The 20,379-nt window shown below is 39.1% G+C and carries 18 protein-coding genes; 15 read left to right on the top strand and 3 right to left on the bottom strand.

What is annotated here, in order from left to right; all coding sequences use genetic code 11:
* Positions 1-72: 72 nt before the first annotated feature.
* Complete coding sequence (locus FNZ24_RS11940) at positions 73-1,239, bottom strand: serine hydrolase domain-containing protein (RefSeq protein WP_153914711.1); 1,167 nt, start codon at positions 1,237-1,239, stop codon at positions 73-75.
* Between the two features lie 474 nt (positions 1,240-1,713).
* Here FNZ24_RS11940 and serC point away from each other — a divergent pair, with 474 nt between their 5' ends.
* Positions 1,714-2,805, top strand: a complete 1,092-nt coding sequence (gene serC / locus FNZ24_RS11935) for a 3-phosphoserine/phosphohydroxythreonine transaminase (protein WP_153914710.1) — start codon at positions 1,714-1,716, stop codon at positions 2,803-2,805.
* Positions 2,806-2,904: 99 nt separating this feature from the next.
* On the opposite strand, the gene FNZ24_RS11930 is transcribed toward serC, so the two are convergent.
* On the bottom strand, positions 2,905-4,095 hold the full coding sequence (locus tag FNZ24_RS11930; protein ID WP_153914709.1) for an amino acid aminotransferase: 1,191 nt from the start codon (positions 4,093-4,095) through the stop codon (positions 2,905-2,907).
* Between the two features lie 406 nt (positions 4,096-4,501).
* Here FNZ24_RS11930 and aroA point away from each other — a divergent pair, with 406 nt between their 5' ends.
* The 11 genes from aroA (at position 4,502) to FNZ24_RS11875 (ending at position 15,530) form a co-directional block, all read left to right on the top strand.
* The gene (aroA, locus tag FNZ24_RS11925) at positions 4,502-5,782 is read left to right on the top strand and encodes a 3-phosphoshikimate 1-carboxyvinyltransferase (protein ID WP_153914708.1); all 1,281 of its coding nucleotides are present in this window, start codon (positions 4,502-4,504) and stop codon (positions 5,780-5,782) included.
* Positions 5,783-5,962: 180 nt separating this feature from the next.
* Positions 5,963-6,640: a (d)CMP kinase gene (gene cmk / locus FNZ24_RS11920; protein ID WP_153914707.1), complete on the top strand. Its 678-nt coding sequence runs from the start codon at positions 5,963-5,965 to the stop codon at positions 6,638-6,640.
* A 92-nt stretch (positions 6,641-6,732) separates the two neighbouring features.
* Positions 6,733-8,421, top strand: a complete 1,689-nt coding sequence (gene rpsA / locus FNZ24_RS11915; protein ID WP_259651398.1) for a 30S ribosomal protein S1 — start codon at positions 6,733-6,735, stop codon at positions 8,419-8,421.
* A 78-nt stretch (positions 8,422-8,499) separates the two neighbouring features.
* Entirely contained in the window at positions 8,500-8,787 is a 288-nt protein-coding gene (ihfB, locus tag FNZ24_RS11910; RefSeq protein ID WP_153914705.1) for an integration host factor subunit beta, read from the top strand.
* A gap of 143 nt (positions 8,788-8,930) precedes the next feature.
* Positions 8,931-9,218 (top strand): LapA family protein, encoded by a 288-nt coding sequence (locus tag FNZ24_RS11905; protein WP_153914704.1) that lies wholly within the window; start codon positions 8,931-8,933, stop codon positions 9,216-9,218.
* A 1-nt stretch (position 9,219) separates the two neighbouring features.
* The gene (lapB, locus tag FNZ24_RS11900) at positions 9,220-10,380 is read left to right on the top strand and encodes a lipopolysaccharide assembly protein LapB (protein WP_153914703.1); all 1,161 of its coding nucleotides are present in this window, start codon (positions 9,220-9,222) and stop codon (positions 10,378-10,380) included.
* An 82-nt stretch (positions 10,381-10,462) separates the two neighbouring features.
* Positions 10,463-11,158, top strand: a complete 696-nt coding sequence (pyrF, locus tag FNZ24_RS11895; RefSeq protein ID WP_153914702.1) for an orotidine-5'-phosphate decarboxylase — start codon at positions 10,463-10,465, stop codon at positions 11,156-11,158.
* A gap of 41 nt (positions 11,159-11,199) precedes the next feature.
* On the top strand, positions 11,200-12,045 hold the full coding sequence (locus FNZ24_RS11890; RefSeq protein ID WP_153914701.1) for an SDR family oxidoreductase: 846 nt from the start codon (positions 11,200-11,202) through the stop codon (positions 12,043-12,045).
* Between the two features lie 26 nt (positions 12,046-12,071).
* Entirely contained in the window at positions 12,072-12,623 is a 552-nt protein-coding gene (locus tag FNZ24_RS11885; protein WP_153914700.1) for a DUF2058 domain-containing protein, read from the top strand.
* Between the two features lie 127 nt (positions 12,624-12,750).
* Positions 12,751-13,569, top strand: a complete 819-nt coding sequence (locus FNZ24_RS11880; protein ID WP_153914699.1) for a CLCA_X family protein — start codon at positions 12,751-12,753, stop codon at positions 13,567-13,569.
* A gap of 203 nt (positions 13,570-13,772) precedes the next feature.
* Positions 13,773-15,530, top strand: a complete 1,758-nt coding sequence (locus FNZ24_RS11875) for an acyl-CoA dehydrogenase C-terminal domain-containing protein (protein WP_153914698.1) — start codon at positions 13,773-13,775, stop codon at positions 15,528-15,530.
* A 229-nt stretch (positions 15,531-15,759) separates the two neighbouring features.
* Here the strand turns inward: FNZ24_RS11875 and dacB are convergent, their stop codons facing one another.
* Complete coding sequence (gene dacB, locus FNZ24_RS11870) at positions 15,760-17,280, bottom strand: D-alanyl-D-alanine carboxypeptidase/D-alanyl-D-alanine-endopeptidase (RefSeq protein ID WP_153914697.1); 1,521 nt, start codon at positions 17,278-17,280, stop codon at positions 15,760-15,762.
* A gap of 431 nt (positions 17,281-17,711) precedes the next feature.
* On the opposite strand from dacB, the gene pssA reads away from it, so the two are divergent.
* The 3 genes from pssA to FNZ24_RS11855 all read left to right on the top strand — a co-directional run.
* On the top strand, positions 17,712-19,025 hold the full coding sequence (pssA, locus tag FNZ24_RS11865) for a CDP-diacylglycerol--serine O-phosphatidyltransferase (RefSeq protein WP_153914696.1): 1,314 nt from the start codon (positions 17,712-17,714) through the stop codon (positions 19,023-19,025).
* Positions 19,026-19,220: 195 nt separating this feature from the next.
* On the top strand, positions 19,221-20,036 hold the full coding sequence (locus FNZ24_RS11860) for a tRNA-uridine aminocarboxypropyltransferase (protein ID WP_153914695.1): 816 nt from the start codon (positions 19,221-19,223) through the stop codon (positions 20,034-20,036).
* Positions 20,037-20,113: 77 nt separating this feature from the next.
* A partial coding sequence (locus FNZ24_RS11855) for a hypothetical protein (protein WP_153914694.1) occupies positions 20,114-20,379 on the top strand: 266 nt, incomplete at its 3' end.

The raw sequence follows: 20,379 nt of genomic DNA, 5'->3' as shown, positions 1-20,379 counted from the left end.
CAAGTCAATTTCCAACCAAATAATTAGCCAAGTAACTAATAACCTAGTAATTAACTTAAAGCTTCTTACAAGCTAGCCGTTATTTTTAGCTAAAGTATCGGCGCGTTTAAAGGCATCACGCCAAAAGTTTGAACTTAGTTTAGCAATGACTCTAGATTCACCATTGAGCAACATTGCCATTCCAATATTTAATTCTGGTGAATAAGACACTTCAGCTACATATCCTGCAACCCAACCAGCATGATAAATTAAAGGTCGTCCTTCAAATTCATAAACGCGCCAGCCCTTGCCATAATGTGCATTATCAAGGAATGCGCGCCAATCACGACGTCGAAGCTCTTTAGTTGTTCTAACACCGGCAGTGGTGACATCTTTAATCACTCTGTTTGATAACACCCCAGGGTTTTCGCCTAAATTAGCAATTAACCACTTTGACATATCGGTAATGCTGGCGTTTACACCAGCGGCTGGTGCTAATTTATAATAATTGGATTTAACTTTTACCTTTCTAAAGCCTGATTGAGTTTTGACATGCGGTTCGGCGCGATTTGTTTGTTTATCAAATGCATCGTAACCAATTGATGCTGTGTCCATTTTAAGTGGCGAGAATATTTTTTGCTGAATTAAACTCTCGTAACTTTGGCCTGATTGCTGCTCTATGGCATCTTGGATAAATGAAAAGGCTACATTCTGATAGCTATAGCAAACACCAGGTTTGCACATCGGGGTTAATTCAGAAAACTTATTAATGATCCTTTCCATGCCTACATCAGCATTGATCAAATTATCGTAACTGTTCGGCATAAGACCGGTACTTTGGCCAATGATATGACCTAAATTGATGTCCTTAGCTTGTTGTTTATCTGCAAGGGTAAATTCAGGCAGATAGTTAACAATGGGCTCTTGCCAATGTAGTTTATTTTCAGTAACTAGCATACTGGCTAATGTACCAGCAAAGGTTTTGGATACAGAAGCTAATCGAAAGACTGTATCTGCGTTTACATTTAAGCTGCCACCTTTAGTCCGTTTGCCATAGGTACTCAGTTTAAGTATTTCATTGCCTTCAACAATAACAAAAGCGCCACCTGGCACTTTGTTTTTTTTCAGCTGGCTATGAAAGTTATGTTTAAAGTTATCGGAAATTTTATGGTATTCAGATTGCGATGCGGCAAAAGAGGAAGTTGGACTTAATGCCCCAATAGATAAAGTGCCTAAAAGCAAAATAGGTTTTAAAAACATTTACAGTTCCAGTGACCGTTAATACGATCTAATTTTTATTGTTTTGATGTCGACTTTATGTCGATTTTATGTTGATTCTGATGTCAAGATTGTCATTGAAATGACGTTTGTTACTAATTTGTATCAGGTATTGTTGTGCAAATCAGTTCTGATTACTAGTCGTTAATGAAGAATAATAATTAAAAAGTGACTAATGAATTTTTGAAGAACTCATTGGGTTTATTCATACAAGGATTTGCCTGTTTGTTCATAGCATCTGCCAATTTGTTGATGGCATTCGTTAAGTTAAAGCTGTCAATTATATCAAAAAAAGGCGTTAAAATAATATTTTAACGCTAATTTACTTCAAGAAGTTCATAACTCTTAACGGCTTTATGATTATTTTTCATTTTAGCCTATAAACAGTTGAGATATACTGCCTATCAAATTGCCATTAATTTAATGTTTTAACTAAAAACGATAAAGGACGATGCTGTGAGCGCTATTTATAATTTTTGTGCTGGACCTGCCATGTTACCACAAGCTGTAATGCAAAAAGCGCAGCAAGAATTAATTGACTGGAATGGTTTAGGTGTCTCCGTCATGGAAATTAGCCATCGCAGTAAAGAGTTTATTGCCTTAACTGAACATGCTGAAAAAACGTTACGATCATTGATGGAAATACCTGACAATTATCATGTACTGTTTATGCATGGTGGTGGTCGTGGTCAATTTACAAATGTGGTTAATAATTTCTTGGGCGATAATGGTAAAGCGCTTTATTTAGTTAATGGGCAATGGTCAACTGCTGCAGTTAAAGAAGCGGTTAAATTAGTAGGTGAAGATAATATTGACCAATTAAGCATTGTTGAAAACAAACAGGGCTTAAACGAAGTCGTAGTTCCTAATTTGAACGCTATCGAAAAAGATTATCGATATGTTCATTTTTGTGCCAATGAAACCGTTGATGGTATCGAAATTTTCGATGAGATAGAAAGCCCTTGGCCTGTAGTGGTTGATTTATCCTCAACGATTATGTCACGTCAGATTGATGTCAGTAAATACGCTGTTATCTATGCTGGTGCGCAAAAGAATATCGGTCCATCAGGTTTGTCCATTGTTATTGTCCGTGATGATATGTTGAAACTGCCAAGTTTACCTCAGTCTTCAATTATGGATTACAGTGTTGCTCAAGCAAATGGTTCTATGTTTAATACGCCGCCCACATTTGCATGGTACCTTGCGGCAGAAGTATTTGATTGGTTATCTGCTCAAGGCGGTGTGGCTCAAGTTGAAGCTATTAATAAACAAAAAGCTGATTTGTTATACCAGTGTATTGATAGCAACCCTTTCTATAAAAATGGCGTAGCTGTTAAGTATCGATCGCGTATGAATGTGACCTTTCAATTAGCAGATAACAGCCTTGATGGTGAGTTTTTAAAACAAGCTGAACAAGCAGGGTTGGTTGCGTTAAAAGGGCACAGAATTGTCGGCGGTATGCGTGCAAGTATTTATAATGCGATGCCGTTAAGTGGTGTACAAGCTTTAGTTAATTTTATGGAAAGCTTTGCAACGCAAAATAGATAATCATGACTTTTAACTAGACAAACTAAAGCCAAAAGCGAATGACATTGATGTCATTCGCTTTTTTGATTTGTTGCTACTTGGTGCTTTGTAGAGTCGATATTATAAAATCGATGCTATAGATTTAGCGAGGTAATCTACATTAGCCTCACTAATCCCAGCAATACTCATGCGACTTGACCCCACCATATAAATACTATGCTGTTGTTTAAGCTCTTCAACTTGCTGCGCATTAATGCCTAAAAATGAGAACATGCCTTTTTGGTTAGCGATGAAGCTGAAGTCTTGTTTGACCCCATTTTCTACTAATTTATTCACTAACATTTGGCGATTACCATTAATACGATTTCGCATTACAGATAATTCATCTAACCATTGTTGTTTTAGTTCTGGGGTTCCAAGAATTGTTTCAACTAACGCAGCGCCATGTGCAGGCGGCATAGAGTAAATACAGCGTACAACATAAAGTAACACTGAAAATGCGACATTTGCAGCATTGCTGTCCTTGGCGACTAAGGTACAAGCCCCGATACGTTCACGGTATAAACCAAAGTTTTTAGAGCAAGAGCTACATAAAATCATTTCTTCTACAGCAGCTGCCATTTGACGAACGCCATAGGCATCTTCATCCACGCCATCACCAAAACCTTGATATGCCATGTCGATAAGCGGAGTAAAGCCTTGTTTCGCAGTGATACTAATCACTTCATCCCACTGTTCAACGCTTAAATCCATACCACTTGGGTTATGACAGCAAGCATGCAGTAGTACGACATCATCACTACTGATGTTGTTAAGCGCCGCTTTCATTTCATCAAATTTAAGCGTTTTTGAATCATAATCGTAATATGGGTAAGTTTTAACTGTTAAACCAGCAGCTTCGAATAAACCTGTGTGGTTGGCCCAAGTTGGATCGCTAACCCAAATAACAGTATTAGGGTTACAGCTTTTAATAAACTCAGCTGCAACACGTAACGCGCCAGTGCCACCTGGTGTTGATACTGTACGAATACGGTTGGCAAGTAAGGCAGCATGAGACTGACCAAAAGCTAATTCCGACATTAAACTATTAAATTGCTCAGAACCTGTTGGACCGATATAAACCTTGGTGGTTTCGTTGTCAGTTCTTAGTTGCTCGGCTTTCTTTACGCAATTTAAAATAGGAGTGTGGCCAACAGGGTCTTTATACACACCCACGCCTAAATCTATTTTCTGTGGATGACTGTCCTGACGGTATTGAGTGATTAAGCCTAAAATGGGATCTGCAGGCATTGCAGTTAAACTATTGAACATGGCCGTTGACCTTATAATGTAGTCAGCTAATGAAATCAGCGTTAGTAGAATTGACTTTAGGGTAACGTAGATTAATTGATGATTGAAACGCCTTTTTTTATACAAACTCAAAAAGAAAGAATTTTGAAGTAGCAAGTTTACAGTTTGGGCGAAAAATAAAAGTGTTAATCGGCCTGATATGGTTATATTGGCTGTTTTTCATTCGTTTTATTCATGTTGGCTTAAATTCAGTAAATAAATTTCAGTTTTCCCTTGAATCGTGGGCTGCAATCAGTAAATTTGTAGGCAAGAATAATTAATCAGTTTAATAAAGTCAGAATCGTATAGATAAATTGACAATTTAGTCTTTATCTTCGCCTACAGTCATTCTCGCGTTTAGCTAGAACTCATGAAAGAAGAATTCATAATGAAACAATTGCGTCTAGAACCAGTCAAAAAAGTAAACGGTGTCGTCAATATTCCTGGCTCAAAAAGCATCTCTAATCGAGCTTTATTGCTCGCGACTTTAGCTAAAGGAAAAACGACCTTAACCAATTTACTGGACTCTGATGACATCCGATATATGTTGGAGTCTCTTAAGCAATTAGGCGTTAACTATCAGTTATCAGAAAATAATACTGTATGTGAACTAGAAGGTTTAGGTAAACCACTCAGTACTACTCAAGCCCAAACGCTATTTTTGGGTAATGCAGGTACTGCAATGCGTCCTTTATGTGCTGCGCTTACGTTAGGTTCTGGTGAATTTACCTTAACTGGTGAGCCGCGTATGGAAGAAAGACCGATTGGCGATTTGGTGGATTCTTTACGTCAATTAGGTGCCAGTGTTAGCTATCTTAAGAATGATGGATTTCCGCCATTAACCATTAATGCTGATGGATTAAATGGTGGTGAGGTTGAAATCGCGGGTGATCTTTCAAGTCAATTTTTAACGGCTTTGTTGATGGTAGCGCCATTAACGAAAGATACCGTGAATATTAATATTAAAGGTGAACTTGTTTCTAAGCCTTACATCGATATCACCATTGCGTTAATGGCACAGTTCGGTGTTGAAGTGATTAATCATGATTACCGAAGATTCGAAATACAAACAGGTCAGCAATATGTGTCACCGGGGAAAGTTCTTGTAGAAGGTGATGCGTCATCTGCTTCTTACTTTCTTGCTGCAGGTGCAATACAAGGCGGCGAAGTTAAAGTTACCGGTGTTGGCAAATTAAGTATTCAGGGTGATGTAAAATTTGCCGATGTGCTTGAAAAAATGGGTGCTGATATTGAGTGGGGTGATGATTATATTATTGCTCGCCAAGCAAAGCTAACAGCTGTTGATTTAGATATGAATCATATTCCTGATGCGGCAATGACCATCGCAACTGCAGCTTTATTTGCCGAAGGTACTACTCGAATTACAAATATTTACAATTGGCGAATTAAAGAAACTGACCGTTTATCAGCTATGGCAACTGAACTACGTAAAGTCGGTGCCATTGTAGAAGAAGGTCATGACTTTATTGCTGTTACGCCACCACAGGTGTTAAATACTGCGGCCATTGATACCTATAATGACCACCGCATGGCAATGTGTTTTTCTATGCTAGCCTTTGCTGACTGTGGGATTACCATCAATGACCCAGATTGCACTTCTAAAACATTCCCTACCTATTTCACTGAGTTTGATCGTTTAGCCCAGTAAGGCTGTTGATTTCATCCACCAATTAAATGACGGCAGTCAATATACTGCCGTTGTTTTGATCTTGTTAGTGAACTGACAAAATACTCCAGTTTTTTAATCGAAATTGTTATACAATGCCGCCCGCTCATTTTGATGAACCTTTTTATACTTTCATGGAAGATTGTTTTTTCGGAGGAATTTATGTCTGAACGTGCTCCAGTAGTCACAATCGACGGACCAAGCGGTGCAGGGAAAGGGACCATATGCCAACTAGTTGCTGAAAAACTAGAATGGCACTTATTAGATAGCGGTGCTATCTATCGTGTATTAGCCCTTGCTGCAATTCATCACAATGTTGAATTAGAGAATGAAGAAGCTATTACCTTACTTGCTGCGCACTTAGATGTGCAGTTTTTAACAGGTACTGACTCAGTTAAAGTGATCCTTGAGGGAGAGGATGTTTCAGTAAGCATTCGTACTCAAGAGTGTGGCAATGCTGCATCTAAAATTGCAGCTTTCCCACGCGTGCGTGAAGCTTTACTACGTCGCCAACGTGCTTTTAGTAGCGCGCCAGGTTTAGTGGCTGATGGACGTGACATGGGAACTGTCGTTTTTCCCCAAGCACCAGCTAAAATTTTCTTGACCGCATCGGCCGAGGAAAGGGCGCAGAGACGCTATAAACAGTTGCAGGACAAGGGCTTCGATGTTAATATCGATCGCCTTTTATCTGAAATCATTGAACGTGATGACCGCGATATTAATCGTTCTGTCTCACCTTTAGTGCCAGCAGATGATGCGCTAGTGATTGATACTAGTGGCATAGGTATTAATGAAGTGCTTGAGCTTGTGCTTGAACACATCAATAAAAACTTAACGTAATCTCTTAATTCTGAGAGGTTATGAAACAACATTTATGTCACGGATGATGTAAATAAATTAATTGACTCCACATCTAGGATGGATGGTGGTTTATAAAAGAAAGTAATCATAAAATGACTGAATCTTTTGCTGATCTATTTGAACAATCCCTAAATGAACTTGAGTTCCGTCCTGGTTCTATCGTACGTGGTGTAGTTGTACGCATCGAAAACGGTACCGTACTAGTTGACGCTGGTCTTAAGTCTGAAAGCCCAATTTCTGCTGACGAATTCAAAAACGCTCAAGGTGTTTTAGAAATCGCTGTTGGCGACGAAGTTGATGTTGCACTTGACTCTGTTGAAGACGGTTTCGGTGAAACTCAATTATCTCGTGAAAAAGCAAAACGTCACGAAGCTTGGATTGTTCTAGAAAAAGCTTACGAAGATGCTGAAACTGTAATCGGTATCATCAATGGTAAAGTTAAAGGTGGTTTCACTGTTGAATTAAACGGTATCCGTGCCTTCTTACCAGGTTCTCTAGTAGACGTTCGCCCAGTTCGCGATACTGCTCACCTAGAGTACAAAGAATTAGAATTCAAAGTTATCAAACTTGACCAGAAGCGTAACAACGTTGTTGTTTCACGTCGTGCTGTTATCGAATCAGAAAGCAGTGCAGAGCGTGATGCTCTTCTTGAGAACCTTCAAGAAGGTCAAGCAGTTAAAGGTATCGTTAAGAACCTTACTGACTACGGTGCATTCGTAGACTTAGGTGGCGTTGACGGTCTTCTACATATCACTGATATGGCTTGGAAGCGTGTTAAGCACCCATCTGAAATCGTTAATGTTGGTGACGAAATCAACGTTAAAGTTCTTAAGTATGACCGTGAGCGTACTCGCGTATCACTAGGTCTTAAGCAACTTGGCGAAGATCCATGGTTAGAAATCAGCAAGCGCTACCCAGAAAGCACTCGTCTTACTGGTCGCGTAACGAACTTAACTGACTACGGTTGTTTCGTTGAAATCGAAGAAGGCGTTGAAGGTCTTGTTCACGTTTCTGAAATGGATTGGACTAACAAGAACATCCACCCATCTAAAGTTGTTAACTTAGGTGATGAAGTTGAAGTTCTAGTTCTAGACATCGATGAAGAACGTCGTCGTATCTCTCTAGGTCTTAAGCAATGTAAGACTAACCCATGGGATGATTTCGCTACTCGTTTCAACAAGGGCGATAAAGTTTCTGGTAAGATCAAGTCTATCACTGACTTCGGTATCTTCATTGGTCTTGACGGTGGCATCGACGGTCTTGTTCACTTATCTGACATTTCTTGGAACGGTACTGGCGAAGACGCTGTATCTGAGTACAAGAAAGGTGACGAAATCCACGCAGTAGTTCTTTCTGTTGACCCTGAGCGTGAGCGTATCAGCTTAGGCGTTAAGCAAACTGAAGACGATCCTTTCAATGCTTACTTGGCAGACAAGAAGAAAGGTACTATTGTAAATGGTGTAGTTACTGCTGTTGACGCTAAAGGCGTTACAATTGAACTAGCTGAAACTGTTGAAGGTTACCTTCGCGTTGCAGATATCTCTCGCGAGCGTATCGAAGATGCATCTACAGTATTCGCTGTAGGTGACAAAGTTGAATCTAAGTTCATGGGCGTAGATCGCAAGAACCGTTCTATCAGCTTATCTATCAAAGCGAAAGATGAAGCAGATGAGAAAGAAGCAATGGCAACTATTAACAAGCAAGATGATGCTGTTATTAGTAATGCAATGGCTGAAGCGTTCAAAGCAGCTCGTAAGTAATAAATCGCCTGTTGTGTGGGAAACGCACTTTGTTTCCCATTAGGCGACTGTGTTTGGCTTGATAATAGAGGGTATAGGATGACGAAATCCGAACTGATCGAAAAACTCGCCACTAGGCAGTCGCAGCTGTCGGCGAAAGAAGTGGAAAGTGCTATTAAAGAAATGTTGGAGCAAATGGCAACAACATTAGAAGGCGGAGATCGTATAGAAATCCGTGGCTTTGGTAGTTTTTCTCTTCATTTCCGTGCACCACGTGTAGGCCGTAATCCAAAAACTGGAACCTCAGTTGACTTGGAAGGCAAATATGTACCGCACTTTAAGCCTGGCAAAGAACTGCGTGAACGTGTCGATGCGGTTAATCATTGATTAACGCTTGATTAAAAAGCCTCCTTTTGGAGGCTTTTTTGTATCTATTGCTCAGCAAAGCTGGTTAGTTGGCTAAAATTCTTGGATAATCATTATATTGGTAAATTCCGATCTTATTTTTCACAGATAGAATGGAGCTGCAGGTGAAATCATTTATTGCCATTGTCATTGTCGGGTTATTCTTTGTTCTTGCATTACTTTTTGGCGCAAAGAACGAACAAATCGTTACGGTCAGTTATTTTGTTGCAGAAGGCCAGTACCGCCTTCCTGTCGTACTCGCATTTGTTTTTCTTGCTGGTTTTATAATGAGTTGGTTATTCGCAGCCTATTACATCGTTAAACTCAAAATGGTACTTAGAAAAAGAAACAAAACAATAGCGCAGCTAACCGACAAAGTTTCAGAACCAAGAGTACAGGATACCGCCGCTTAATATGCTAGAGATCCTCTTTCTGTTGTTACCTATTGCTGCCGGATACGGTTGGTATATGGGACGAAGAAGTATACGACAGAATCAAAAACAGCAAAGTAAAAAACTCAGTAGAGACTACTTTACCGGGCTTAATTTTTTGCTATCAAATGAGTCAGACAAAGCGGTTGATTTGTTTATAACCATGCTAGATGTTGACGACGAAACCATTGATACCCACTTATCTTTAGGTTCTTTATTCAGAAAGCGTGGTGAAGTAGACCGTTCAATCCGAATTCACCAAAACCTCATCGCAAGGCCCAGTCTTACCACCGAGCAACGTGATATAGCGATGATGGAGTTAGGTAAAGATTATTTAGCTGCAGGGTTTTATGATCGAGCTGAAGAAATATTTTTAAACCTTGTCAGTCAAGATGATCATAGTGAAGAAGCTGAAACTCAATTAATTTCTATCTATCAAGTCACTAAAGAATGGCAAAACGCCATTAACATTACTAAGGGCTTAAGCCGTAAACGTCAACAAGCCTTAAAATCCATTACAGCCCACTTTTATTGTCAACTAGCGGACGAAGCGACTGATACAGCAGACAAAGTCAAACTATTACAACAAGGCATCAAACTCGATGACAAATGCGGTAGAGCTTGGTTGACCCTTGCCAAAATTTACCTTGATACCAATCAAACCAGTTTATGCAAAAAAGCTATCTTTGAGTTAAAGCTAGCAGACATTGAGCTGTTTTCTGATGCCATAGGAATTGCTCGCCAAGTTTATCGCGATAGCAATGACCTCGAAAACTATCAATCATTATTGCAACAGGCTTTAGAGTCAGGTGCTGGTGCTAGCGTTATCATCGCACTCGCGCAACATAAGATTGAGCAAGGTCATACTAAAAATGCTGAAAAAATGGTGTTAGACCATTTGTACCGTAATCCAACGATGAAAGGGTTTCAGCATTTAATGCAGTTACATATTAAACAGGCCGAAGACGGTCAAGCTAAACAAAGCTTGTCAATGTTAGAAAAATTAGTAGAGCAACAGATAAAGTTCCGACCAAGCTATCGTTGTTGCTCCTGTGGTTTTCCTGCTCATAGTTTGTATTGGCATTGTCCGTCATGTAAAGAATGGGGCAGTATCAAACGAGTTAAAGGATTAGATGGTGAATAATACGCAAGCAAAGTTTTGCAAGTTTCACTGTTTAGCCACATCATTATTAAGTTAGCGTTAATCAATACCCTACGGAGTAAACATGGCAGATAAACCGATTGTAGTAGCCTTAGATTATGATAATAAAAATGAGGCACTATCACTGATTGATAAACTTGATCCGACAATGTGTCGTCTTAAAGTAGGCAAAGAGATGTTTACTTTATTTGGGCCGCAATTGGTTAAAGATATTCATGATCGTGACTTCGATTTATTTCTTGATTTAAAATTTCACGATATTCCAAATACGGTTGCTAAAGCCGTATCTGCAGCAGCCGATCTTGGTGTTTGGATGACGAACGTTCATGCAAGTGGTGGCTTAGCTATGATGCAGGCAGCAAAAAATGCCTTAGGTAATTATGGTAATGATGCCCCTTTGCTAATCGCAGTAACAGTATTAACGTCAATGAGTGATGAAGATTTATCATTATTAGGGATCAATGTTCCTGCATCTGAGCATGTTAAACGTTTAGCTGCGCTAACACATCAAGCTGGACTTGATGGCGTTGTGTGTTCAGCTCAAGAAGCCACTATGCTTAAAACAAGCTTTGGTAAAGACTTTAACCTAATCACTCCAGGTATTCGTCCTGTTGGTGCTGATGTCGGTGATCAGCATCGCGTGATGACACCACCAAAAGCAATAGCTGCCGGCTCCGATTATTTAGTGATTGGACGCCCAATCACCAAAGCTGCAGATCCACTAGCGTCATTACATCAAATTGTTAACTCATTAAAATAAGCTCGATATTGAATTTATATTGTCACCGTTAATCAACAAATATGCAGGAGCGCTCAATGTTTGACTATAAAGGGAAGAAGGTTGTTGTTATTGGCGGTACAAGTGGCATTAATTTAGGTATTGCTTGTGCTTTTGCTGCTCAAGGTGCTGACGTAGCAGTGGCCAGTCGCAGTATCGACAAAGTAAATGCAGCAGTTGATGCGTTAAAACAAGTTAATGGCAATGGCCATCATGTGGGCGTGAGTTTTGATGTAAGAGATCCTGAAGCTGTAACTAAAGGTTTTGCGGAGATTGAAGCTCAGTTTGATTACATTGATGTACTTGTAAGCGGCGCAGCGGGTAACTTTCCTGCAAGAGCAAAAGATTTATCTGTTAATGGATTCAAGTCTGTGATGGATATTGATTTACTTGGCAGCTTTCAAGTGATTAAGCAGGCATACCCACTTTTAGTAAAAGGCATTAAGCAAAATGGACCCAATTCATCTGCAAGTGTTATACAGATTTCGGCGCCTCAAGCTTATGTCCCTATGGCGCTGCAAGTTCATGTTTGCGCCGCTAAAGCTGGTGTAGATATGTTGACACGTACCTTAGCGATTGAGTGGGGCGTAGACAAGATCAGAGTTAACTCGATTGTCCCTGGGCCTATTGCTGATACAGAAGGTTTTGATCGCCTCGCGCCCAGTAAAGGATTAAAATCGATGATAGCAGACAGTGTGCCACTTAAACGTAATGGTCAAAAACAAGATATTGCAAACGCAGCACTATTTCTTGCTTCTGACATGGCTTCATATATCACTGGTACGATATTACCGGTTGATGGCGGTTGGTCATTAGGTGGAGCAGGCGCTGCAATGGACGCATTAGCAAAACATTTACCTGAACAGTAAAACAAAATTTTTTAAAGGTGATTTAAATGGCGAACGCATTGCAAGAGCAATTGCTAAAAGCAGGATTGGCGAGCAAACAAAAAGCGCGAGATGTTAAAACTCAAAAACGTAAACAAAAGAAAGCAAAAGTTGATGATGGCAGCGCTGACTTAAAGCAGCAAATTGCACAGCAAAAATTAGCTCAGGCTGAAAAAGATCGTGCCTTAAATGAAAAACGTTTTGCTGAAGCCAGTGAAAAAGGCCAAGTACGTGGCTTAATCACTGAGTTTACCAAGTTTGCTATCAGCATTCCAAAGGATGCTGAAATCAAGTTTAACTTTACGATGGATAAAAAGATTCTATCTATCTATGTGACAGATGAACTGCAAGGGCAGTTATTATCTGGTGCTGTTGGAATTGTACGTCATGAAGACAAAAGTTATCTCGTTCCGCATAAACTAGCTGAACGTGTTAATTTATTAGTACCAGAATGGTGTGGTTATTTATGGGAAGAGAGCAGTAGCAATCAAACTGAACAAGTTGACCAAGCTGATGATCCCTATGCTGACTATGCGATTCCAGATGACTTAATGTGGTAGTTTGTATAATTATGACTGAGTTATTTAAATAGCCTCTTTTTGAGGCTTTTTTATTGGCCGTTTCTTAAATTACTTAAGCCAATTAACAACAGGTATCTTTTTAATCCTTTTAATTTAGGTCGCTATAGTGCTAAAAAACGCAAACTATTATCGTGATGGTGCTGATTATCGTGATGGACAGCAAGCTCACTTCATCGACATAAAACACACTTTTGGGTTAAGGCATATCAGTGTCGGCAAGTGGGTGACAAAAGAAGAATCTCTAATCGCAGCCAATTTAGTGTTTGATTCACTAGCGGACTTATCTCAAATATTGCAAGTCCCAACGGCCCTTATAGGTTTACGACAAACACTTAACTTACTTTTTGGCCGAGGAGGGCAAAAAGGTGTACAAGCCCATTACTCACCAACCACCAGAGAGTTAGCGTTAGCTAAAAATGCTGGTGCAGGAGCATTAGCCCATGAGTTTTGGCATGCATTTGACCATTATATCGTCGATAAAGCATTTGATATTGGTAGTCAGCGAACAAGAAATAGGGAAGCTTCACAATTTAAATACGCTTGTGCATCAGATTTATGGCTTAAAGACGTATTACTAAAACCGCATCGTTTAAATGACAAATTATCTGCTTTATTCAAATTGGTGTTACTAAGCGAGGATGGTAAAAATCCGAGTGATTACGTTACAAAGGCTATTGCAGTTGATAAACAGCAAGGTAGTTACTACTTCTCAAAACCAACAGAATTAATGGCAAGGGCATTTGAGTCTGCTATTGAATCAGATGGACACCTTAATAACCAATACTTAGTTTCAGGAACAATGAAGCAAGATACGGTTTCTAAAATGATATATCCCACCATGGAACACCGAAAGTTAATAATGATGAGTATTGTGGAATATTTCGCCCTATTAGGATTAGCTTTTGAGCAACAGCAAGATAGCTAGGTAAAGGTGTTGAGCGAATAACACCTATGTTTCAATTTCCTAGTTTATACCGTCATCAGCCTAATTTCTTACACCAAAAACTAATAATATTCTTATTCAAATATTATATTTATATTGGCTTTAAATGTAGATTCAGCTTGTGTTTGACTAGACTTTTGTATAAATTGAAACAACTGTTTTAATTATCTGTTTAAGAGTCTGATATGAACCCTTACCAAGCCCCTTTAAAAGACATGCAGTTTTTATTAGAAAATGTTTTTGATGCCACCAATACTTGGCAAAGCATGCCTGATATTGCTGAAATGGTCGATATGGAAACAGCAGTCGCTATTTTAGATGAAGCGAGCAAAATAAGCCGTGACCTAATTCAACCTATTAACCGAAATGGCGATGAGCAAGAAGTTAGACACGTCGATGGTAAGGTAATTACACCTGATGGGTTTAAAGAAACCTATCAACAGTTTTCAGAAGGCGGTTGGGTAGGCCTTTGTGGTGAACCTGATTTTGGCGGTATGGGCATGCCTAAAATGTTAGGCGTATTGGTTGATGAGATGAACTACAGTGCCTGTAACTCTTTTACCCTTTATAGCTCGCTTACTGCTGGCGCTGCTTTGTGTATCAATGCACACGCAACAGATGAATTAAAAGAAAAGTACCTTCCTAATTTGTATTCAGGTGTTTGGTCTGGCGCTATGGATATGACAGAGCCGCAAGCTGGTTCTGATTTACGTAATATTCGCACTAAAGCTGAGCCATTGGATGATGGCAGCTACTCAATTTCTGGTAGCAAAATTTTCATCACTGGTGGCGATCACGACTTAACAGAAAACGTGATTCATTTAGTGCTAGCAAAACTACCAAACTCAAGCGGGATCTCTTTATTCTTAGTGCCCAAAATTAGTGTTAACGATGATGGTTCACTCGGTGAACCAAACGGTGTTACTGTTGGGTCTATCGAACACAAAATGGGGCTAAAGGCCTCTGCTACTTGTGTCATGAATTACGACAATGCAAAAGGCTTTTTAGTTGGTCGAGTGGATCGTGGTTTAGTGTGTATGTTCACAATGATGAACTACGAACGTTTAGCGATTGGTATTCAAGGTCTTGGTAGTGCGCAGGGCGCTTATCAAATGGCTGCAGATTACGCAAAAGAGCGTGTACAAGGTGTCGCAGCAGGAGGTTCACCTACAGGAGCTACTGCCGATCCAATTATTGTACATGGCGATGTTCGTCGTATGCTATTAACGATCAAATCAATCACTGATGCTGGCCGTGCTTTATCTGTGTTTACTGGCAAGCAATTAGATTTAGCCAAACATGGAGAAGGCGAAGTAAAAGCCAAAGCGTCTAAATACGTTGGCTTACTCACTCCAGTTTCAAAAGCTTTCTTAACTGATCGCGGTTTAGACTCAACCATTATGGCGCAGCAAGTATTCGGTGGTCATGGTTATATTCGTGAAACAGGCATTGAGCAATTTGTACGTGATACTCGCATAGCGCAAATTTATGAAGGCACTAACGGCATTCAAGCTATCGACTTCCTAGGCCGTAAAGTGACTGGTGACAATGTCGCTACGCTAACAAGCTTTGTAGCTGAAATTAGTGAAGAGCTAGCCTGTCTTGAACATGTTTCATCTTCTGATAAACAAGCCATCAATTCTCGATTTGATAAATTGCTAACTATTGCCAATCATATCAATGATAACAAGTTATCTCAGCCAGCTTTGATTAACTCAAGCGCAGTAGATTTCTTAGATGCGTTTGGTTATACCCTTTATGGTTATTATTCATTACTCATGGCTGAGCGAGCTCATGGGCATGAAGATCAAGAGTTTGCTAGACAAAAACAATTTGTAGCTCAGTTCTTTATGGATAAAGTATTACCCAAAGCTGATTTTCATCTGGCTCAAGTAAGTCAGGGTGATGATTCAATTATGGCAATGCCTGCAGACTTGTTTTAAAAAAACTAAGTTAAAAGAAACGACTTATTTAAAACAGACGGCTTATATAAACCTTTAGTTTATCAAGTAATAAAAAAGCACTTTGTCATTACAAAGTGCTTTTTTTATTGGTAAACAACGACTAGGTATAGACTGAAACTGATATAAGTAGCTATTTTCAAGAGTTATTTTAAGTAACTACTTTCAAGCAAATTTTTTAGTAACTACTTTCAATAACTACTTTCAAAAACTATGGTAAATCGTTGATCGTTTGTAGTAATAAAGCACTAAAAGGGGCAAGTCTGGCTTTTTTGGCCTTAGGGCTTAATCCATTTTCAATAATGACAAATGCATACTGTTTACCATTATCTGCATTCAAGTAACCCGCTAAATTCTCAACACCGATCATAGTGCCAGTTTTAGCGGCAACTTCATTTTTTAATGGAGGCTGGTTAAAGTATTTTTTATAGCGAAGGGTGCCTGATTGACCAGAGATTGGCAGTAAATTTTCAATATATTGTAAATCTTGTTCGGTCTTTATTAACTGTAACAGGGACATCATTTGGCTAGCTGTAATTAAGTTGTAGCGAGATAAACCAGAGCCATCAACGATATTGGCTTCGATAAAAGGAAGCCCCAACTCACGCATGATATGCTCAATTGCCTTGGCTCCTACGATGAAACCATCTTTTTGAATTACTTTTTGCCATTGTGGATGGTGATTGTCGGTATCACTTTGCTGTTCATCCTTGGTTTGTGTGAGTTTTAGATCAGATGTGTGATCTATATTTTTATAAAAGTAACTACTGCCTATTTGTTTCAATAAGCTATCAGCGATCAAATTGTCTGATTTTTGAAGCATAATTTTAAGCAATTCAGGCAGTAACTCTGATTGGTGAGATGCAATAACAGTTTGCTGCTTGTTAACTTTTGATGTGGTTTTTATTTGTTGATATACAATATTGTTTGCTGATAACAAGTCAGCAATGACAGCTTGGCTATATATGCTGGGGTCATTCACAGCGATGGCTAATCTAACCGATTTGTTCCCAGGGTAACAGCCATCTAATTGGTAATGATTGTTGTCAAATCTCTGCATATGCAATTCACAAAAATGTTTCTGTGCTTCTTTAACCTCAATACTTGCATCAAATGTTGCCGTTGATGTCATTGTTATCGGGTAAATAGGCTTTATGGATACAGTAGAAGAGTCTTTAGAGGGTGATAGCGATGCTTTTACGCAATTTCTATCTATGATGTAATTCGATACTGGCGCAGCATAACAAATGCCCAAATCGTCCCATGCCCAGCCTGGAGCTCGAGTCTGTTTTGATTCTGCTGCAACTAAATAAACATTGCCAGAGACTTTGTTTATTCCACTTAGCTTTAATGTGTTGATTAATTCATTGAGGTGTTTACGTTTTAGCGTGGGGTCGCCTTGAAAATGGATATATAGATCGCCATTTAACACCTCATCGATCATTTCACCATTGTAAGTTAACTGGGTATGGTAACGAAAGTCACGACCTAACTGGTGACTTGCAGCTACTGCAGTGATGAGCTTTTGAATACTGGCGGGTAGCATCAAGGTATTATCATTTAAATTATAAACATCTTGCTGAGTTTCTACATCCCACACACTTACAGCTAATTGTGATTGGGGTGGGCTGATGATATTCATCATCTTAGTTAAGTAGTCGCCTGCTGCGACACTAAAACTAACAGTCAGGGTAATGAGTGGTAAACATAGAACGCTATAAACAAATGACATAATAAAATACACTTAATATGGATAGTGTTAAAATACGTTATTTACTTCAGGTTTACATTAAACATCTTTGATTTTGGCAGAGAATGCTTATTTTTTACTGTAAAGAACTGGTCATCATCGTGAGTAAATCGTTAGAGTTTGATCCCAAATATATTAATTGTTTCTCATAAACTAACCAAACGGGTGTTTAAGTTAAGAAAAACCTTGCTCGAAAGCAGTTAAGTCGGTAATTTCTATTTCCAAATATTTTGTTAAACAGTTATTGCGGCAATTCAAAAGCGCCGTTTAATCGACTTAGGTTAGTTTTAGCAATGAGTATGAAGCATCAGTAGAACATCACTGAATAGGACTTCAATGCTAAATCTACATATTAAACAGGCAGGACTGTCGAACTCAATGAATTGCATTGAGCATTATTTAAGGAGGTTGCCTTGCTGGACAAGCTAGGTGGTATCGCATTACAAGCTGAATCATTAAAGTGGTTATTAGATCCTATTCAGTTTCGAACTGAGTTACTGACACGTATCGAAAACGCGAAGAACTCGATCTATATTGCTGCATTATATCTAGAGGATGATGAAGCAGGGCGAGAAGTATTAAATGCGTTATTAGCCGCAAAGGCTGCCAACCCTGAATTAAATATTGTTGTGCTGGTAGATTATCACCGTGCTCGTCGTGGACTTATAGGTCACAAAGGCGACAGTGGTAATTACATTATGTACCGGAAAGCAATGGCTGAAGCACAAGTTCCGTTCGATATCCTAGGGGTACCTGTAAAATCACGCGAATTTATGGGGGTTCTGCACCTTAAAGGATTTATTATTGATGATGCCGTTATCTTTAGTGGTGCGAGTATAAACAATATTTATTTTCAGCAATTTGAAAAGTATCGTTTTGATCGTTATCACTTAATTGAGTCTGCAGAGCTTGCTAGAAGCATGACAGCTTTCATTCATAAGTATTTGGTAAGCGATCCAGCAGTATGTTCTTTAACGCAAGACAGCATTCCTGAACAGTGCCCAGAAAAGAATGACGTTCGCACCTTTAAAACACGTCTAGGTCGTTCTAAATATGAATTTGAAAGCACTCGCATTGGCAATCGTGTTACACCACTTGTAGGGCTTGGGCGTAAAAAGAACAAGCTGAATGAAGTGGTCGTTAAGTTAGTTGATGAATCAAAAGAGTCGTTATTTATATGTACTCCGTACTTTAATCCGCCAAATGCATTAGTACGTGCTTTAACTCGACACCTTCGTAACGGCAAAAGTATCGATATTGTTGTTGGTGATAAAACCGCAAACGACTTTTATATACCACCTGAAAAAGAGTTCTCTACCATTGGGGCGTTGCCTTACATGTATGAGCAGTCTTTACGTAAGTTTGTAAAGCGTCAGCAGTGGGCAGTTGAGAATGGACAGCTTCGCATTCACCTTTGGAAAAATGGCATCAACAGCTACCATTTAAAAGGTATCAGCGCAGATGGTAGAAAACACCTGATCACAGGTTCTAATCTGAACCCTCGAGCATGGGCATTAGATCTTGAAAATGGTTTATTACTCCATGATGAAAGTGGTGCTTGGAAGGAAAACTTTGAAGCTGAGCAAGAGCTGATCCTAACTCATACTGAAAAACTTTTTCATTACAGTCAAATTGAAACGCTACAAAAGTATCCGGTTCCTGTGAAAAAAATTATGACTAGAATTAAACGCTTAAAAGCTGATTTCTTGCTCAGAAGAATCTTGTGATTTAGTTTTAGTTAATCAAATTTATCTTTAAAGATGAATTTATTTGAAAGCTAATGCGTCGCCTTTAAACTATTATTGTAAATAATTAGTTTGAATAATCGATGTGTTAGCTTTTTATTTCCTAGGTTTACTCATGCTATTTACGATTTGATATCAGTCGTGCCTTCCTAAGTAGCCTTCGCAAGAGAGTTTGTCATGTTAGCTTTACCTTCAGAGCAGCAGCACGCTGTACATCGTCTTTACCAATACAGAAAGTCTATATCGACTAAGCCTTTTGCTGCCAGAGGAATGAAGCTAATTCGTTGTCCTTGGTGTTTGTTGGGTGAGATATTTTGTACTTGTGAGCATAGGCAGTACCTTAATACTTCAGCGCACTTTATGCTGATTATGTATGATGATGAAGTACTTAAACCAACAAATAGTGGTCGATTAATTGCGGATACCGTCCCTAACACCAGTGCTTTTTTATGGTCACGTAAAGAGCCCAATAAGCAAATGGTGGAGATGATCAACGATCCCAAATATCAACCTTTGTTAATTTTTCCTGCGCAGTATGCGCAAGAAGGACAGCGAGTGGTTGAGCATATTAATCAACTGGTTCAATCATCTATAGCTGATAATGCGTTAACTGACGCACAGATAACGGCACAACAGAGCAAAATACCGTTATTAATCTTATTGGATGGTAGTTGGCGTCAAGCTATCAAAATGTTCCGCAAAAGTACTTACTTGCATGAATTGCCTTTATTGTCTTTCACACCAGAAACACTAGCCACTTATGAACTAAGAAAAGGCAGTCATGACTTTCAACTTTCGACCGCTGAAGTTGCGGCATTAGCATTTAACGCAATTAATGAACCTAAAAATGGTGAAGCATTATCTGCTTGGTTTGAGTTATTTGTTGAATCATCTTTATTAGGACGAAACCGACGTTTAAAAGAAGATATTGTGCCAATTGAAAACTATATTGATAAGTTCAAACAGGCTATGATAAATGCAAAAGAAGGTTAACTTTCTAATAGTTAGCCTTTCAGATTGGAAAATTTGTAAATCAGTTCAATTATTTACGCATAGGATGCGCGCTTAGTATGTTTGATAATAAATTAATTGTGCTATACCGACTTGAACCAGGTTGTTTAGGACCTGACGGTATAGAACACATCGAAACTTTCTGTAACCTTGCGCAACAAACCCTAGCTGCGTTCGATACAGATACTTGCCAATGGTTTCTTGAACCTAGATATAACAAGCAACTAGATGAAATGGCTTATTGTCTCGCCAATAAAATGTTGACCCGTGTGCAAGCAGCTAAATATTTATGGAAGTGTCCGAGTGCGTTAAGTGAATTGACGTG

It is taken from the genome of Shewanella sp. TC10, from assembly GCF_009663145.1.
Lineage (GTDB): Bacteria > Pseudomonadota > Gammaproteobacteria > Enterobacterales > Shewanellaceae > Shewanella.
Note: the sequence above shows the minus strand (reverse complement) of the source record. Positions and strands in the feature narration are given on the sequence as shown.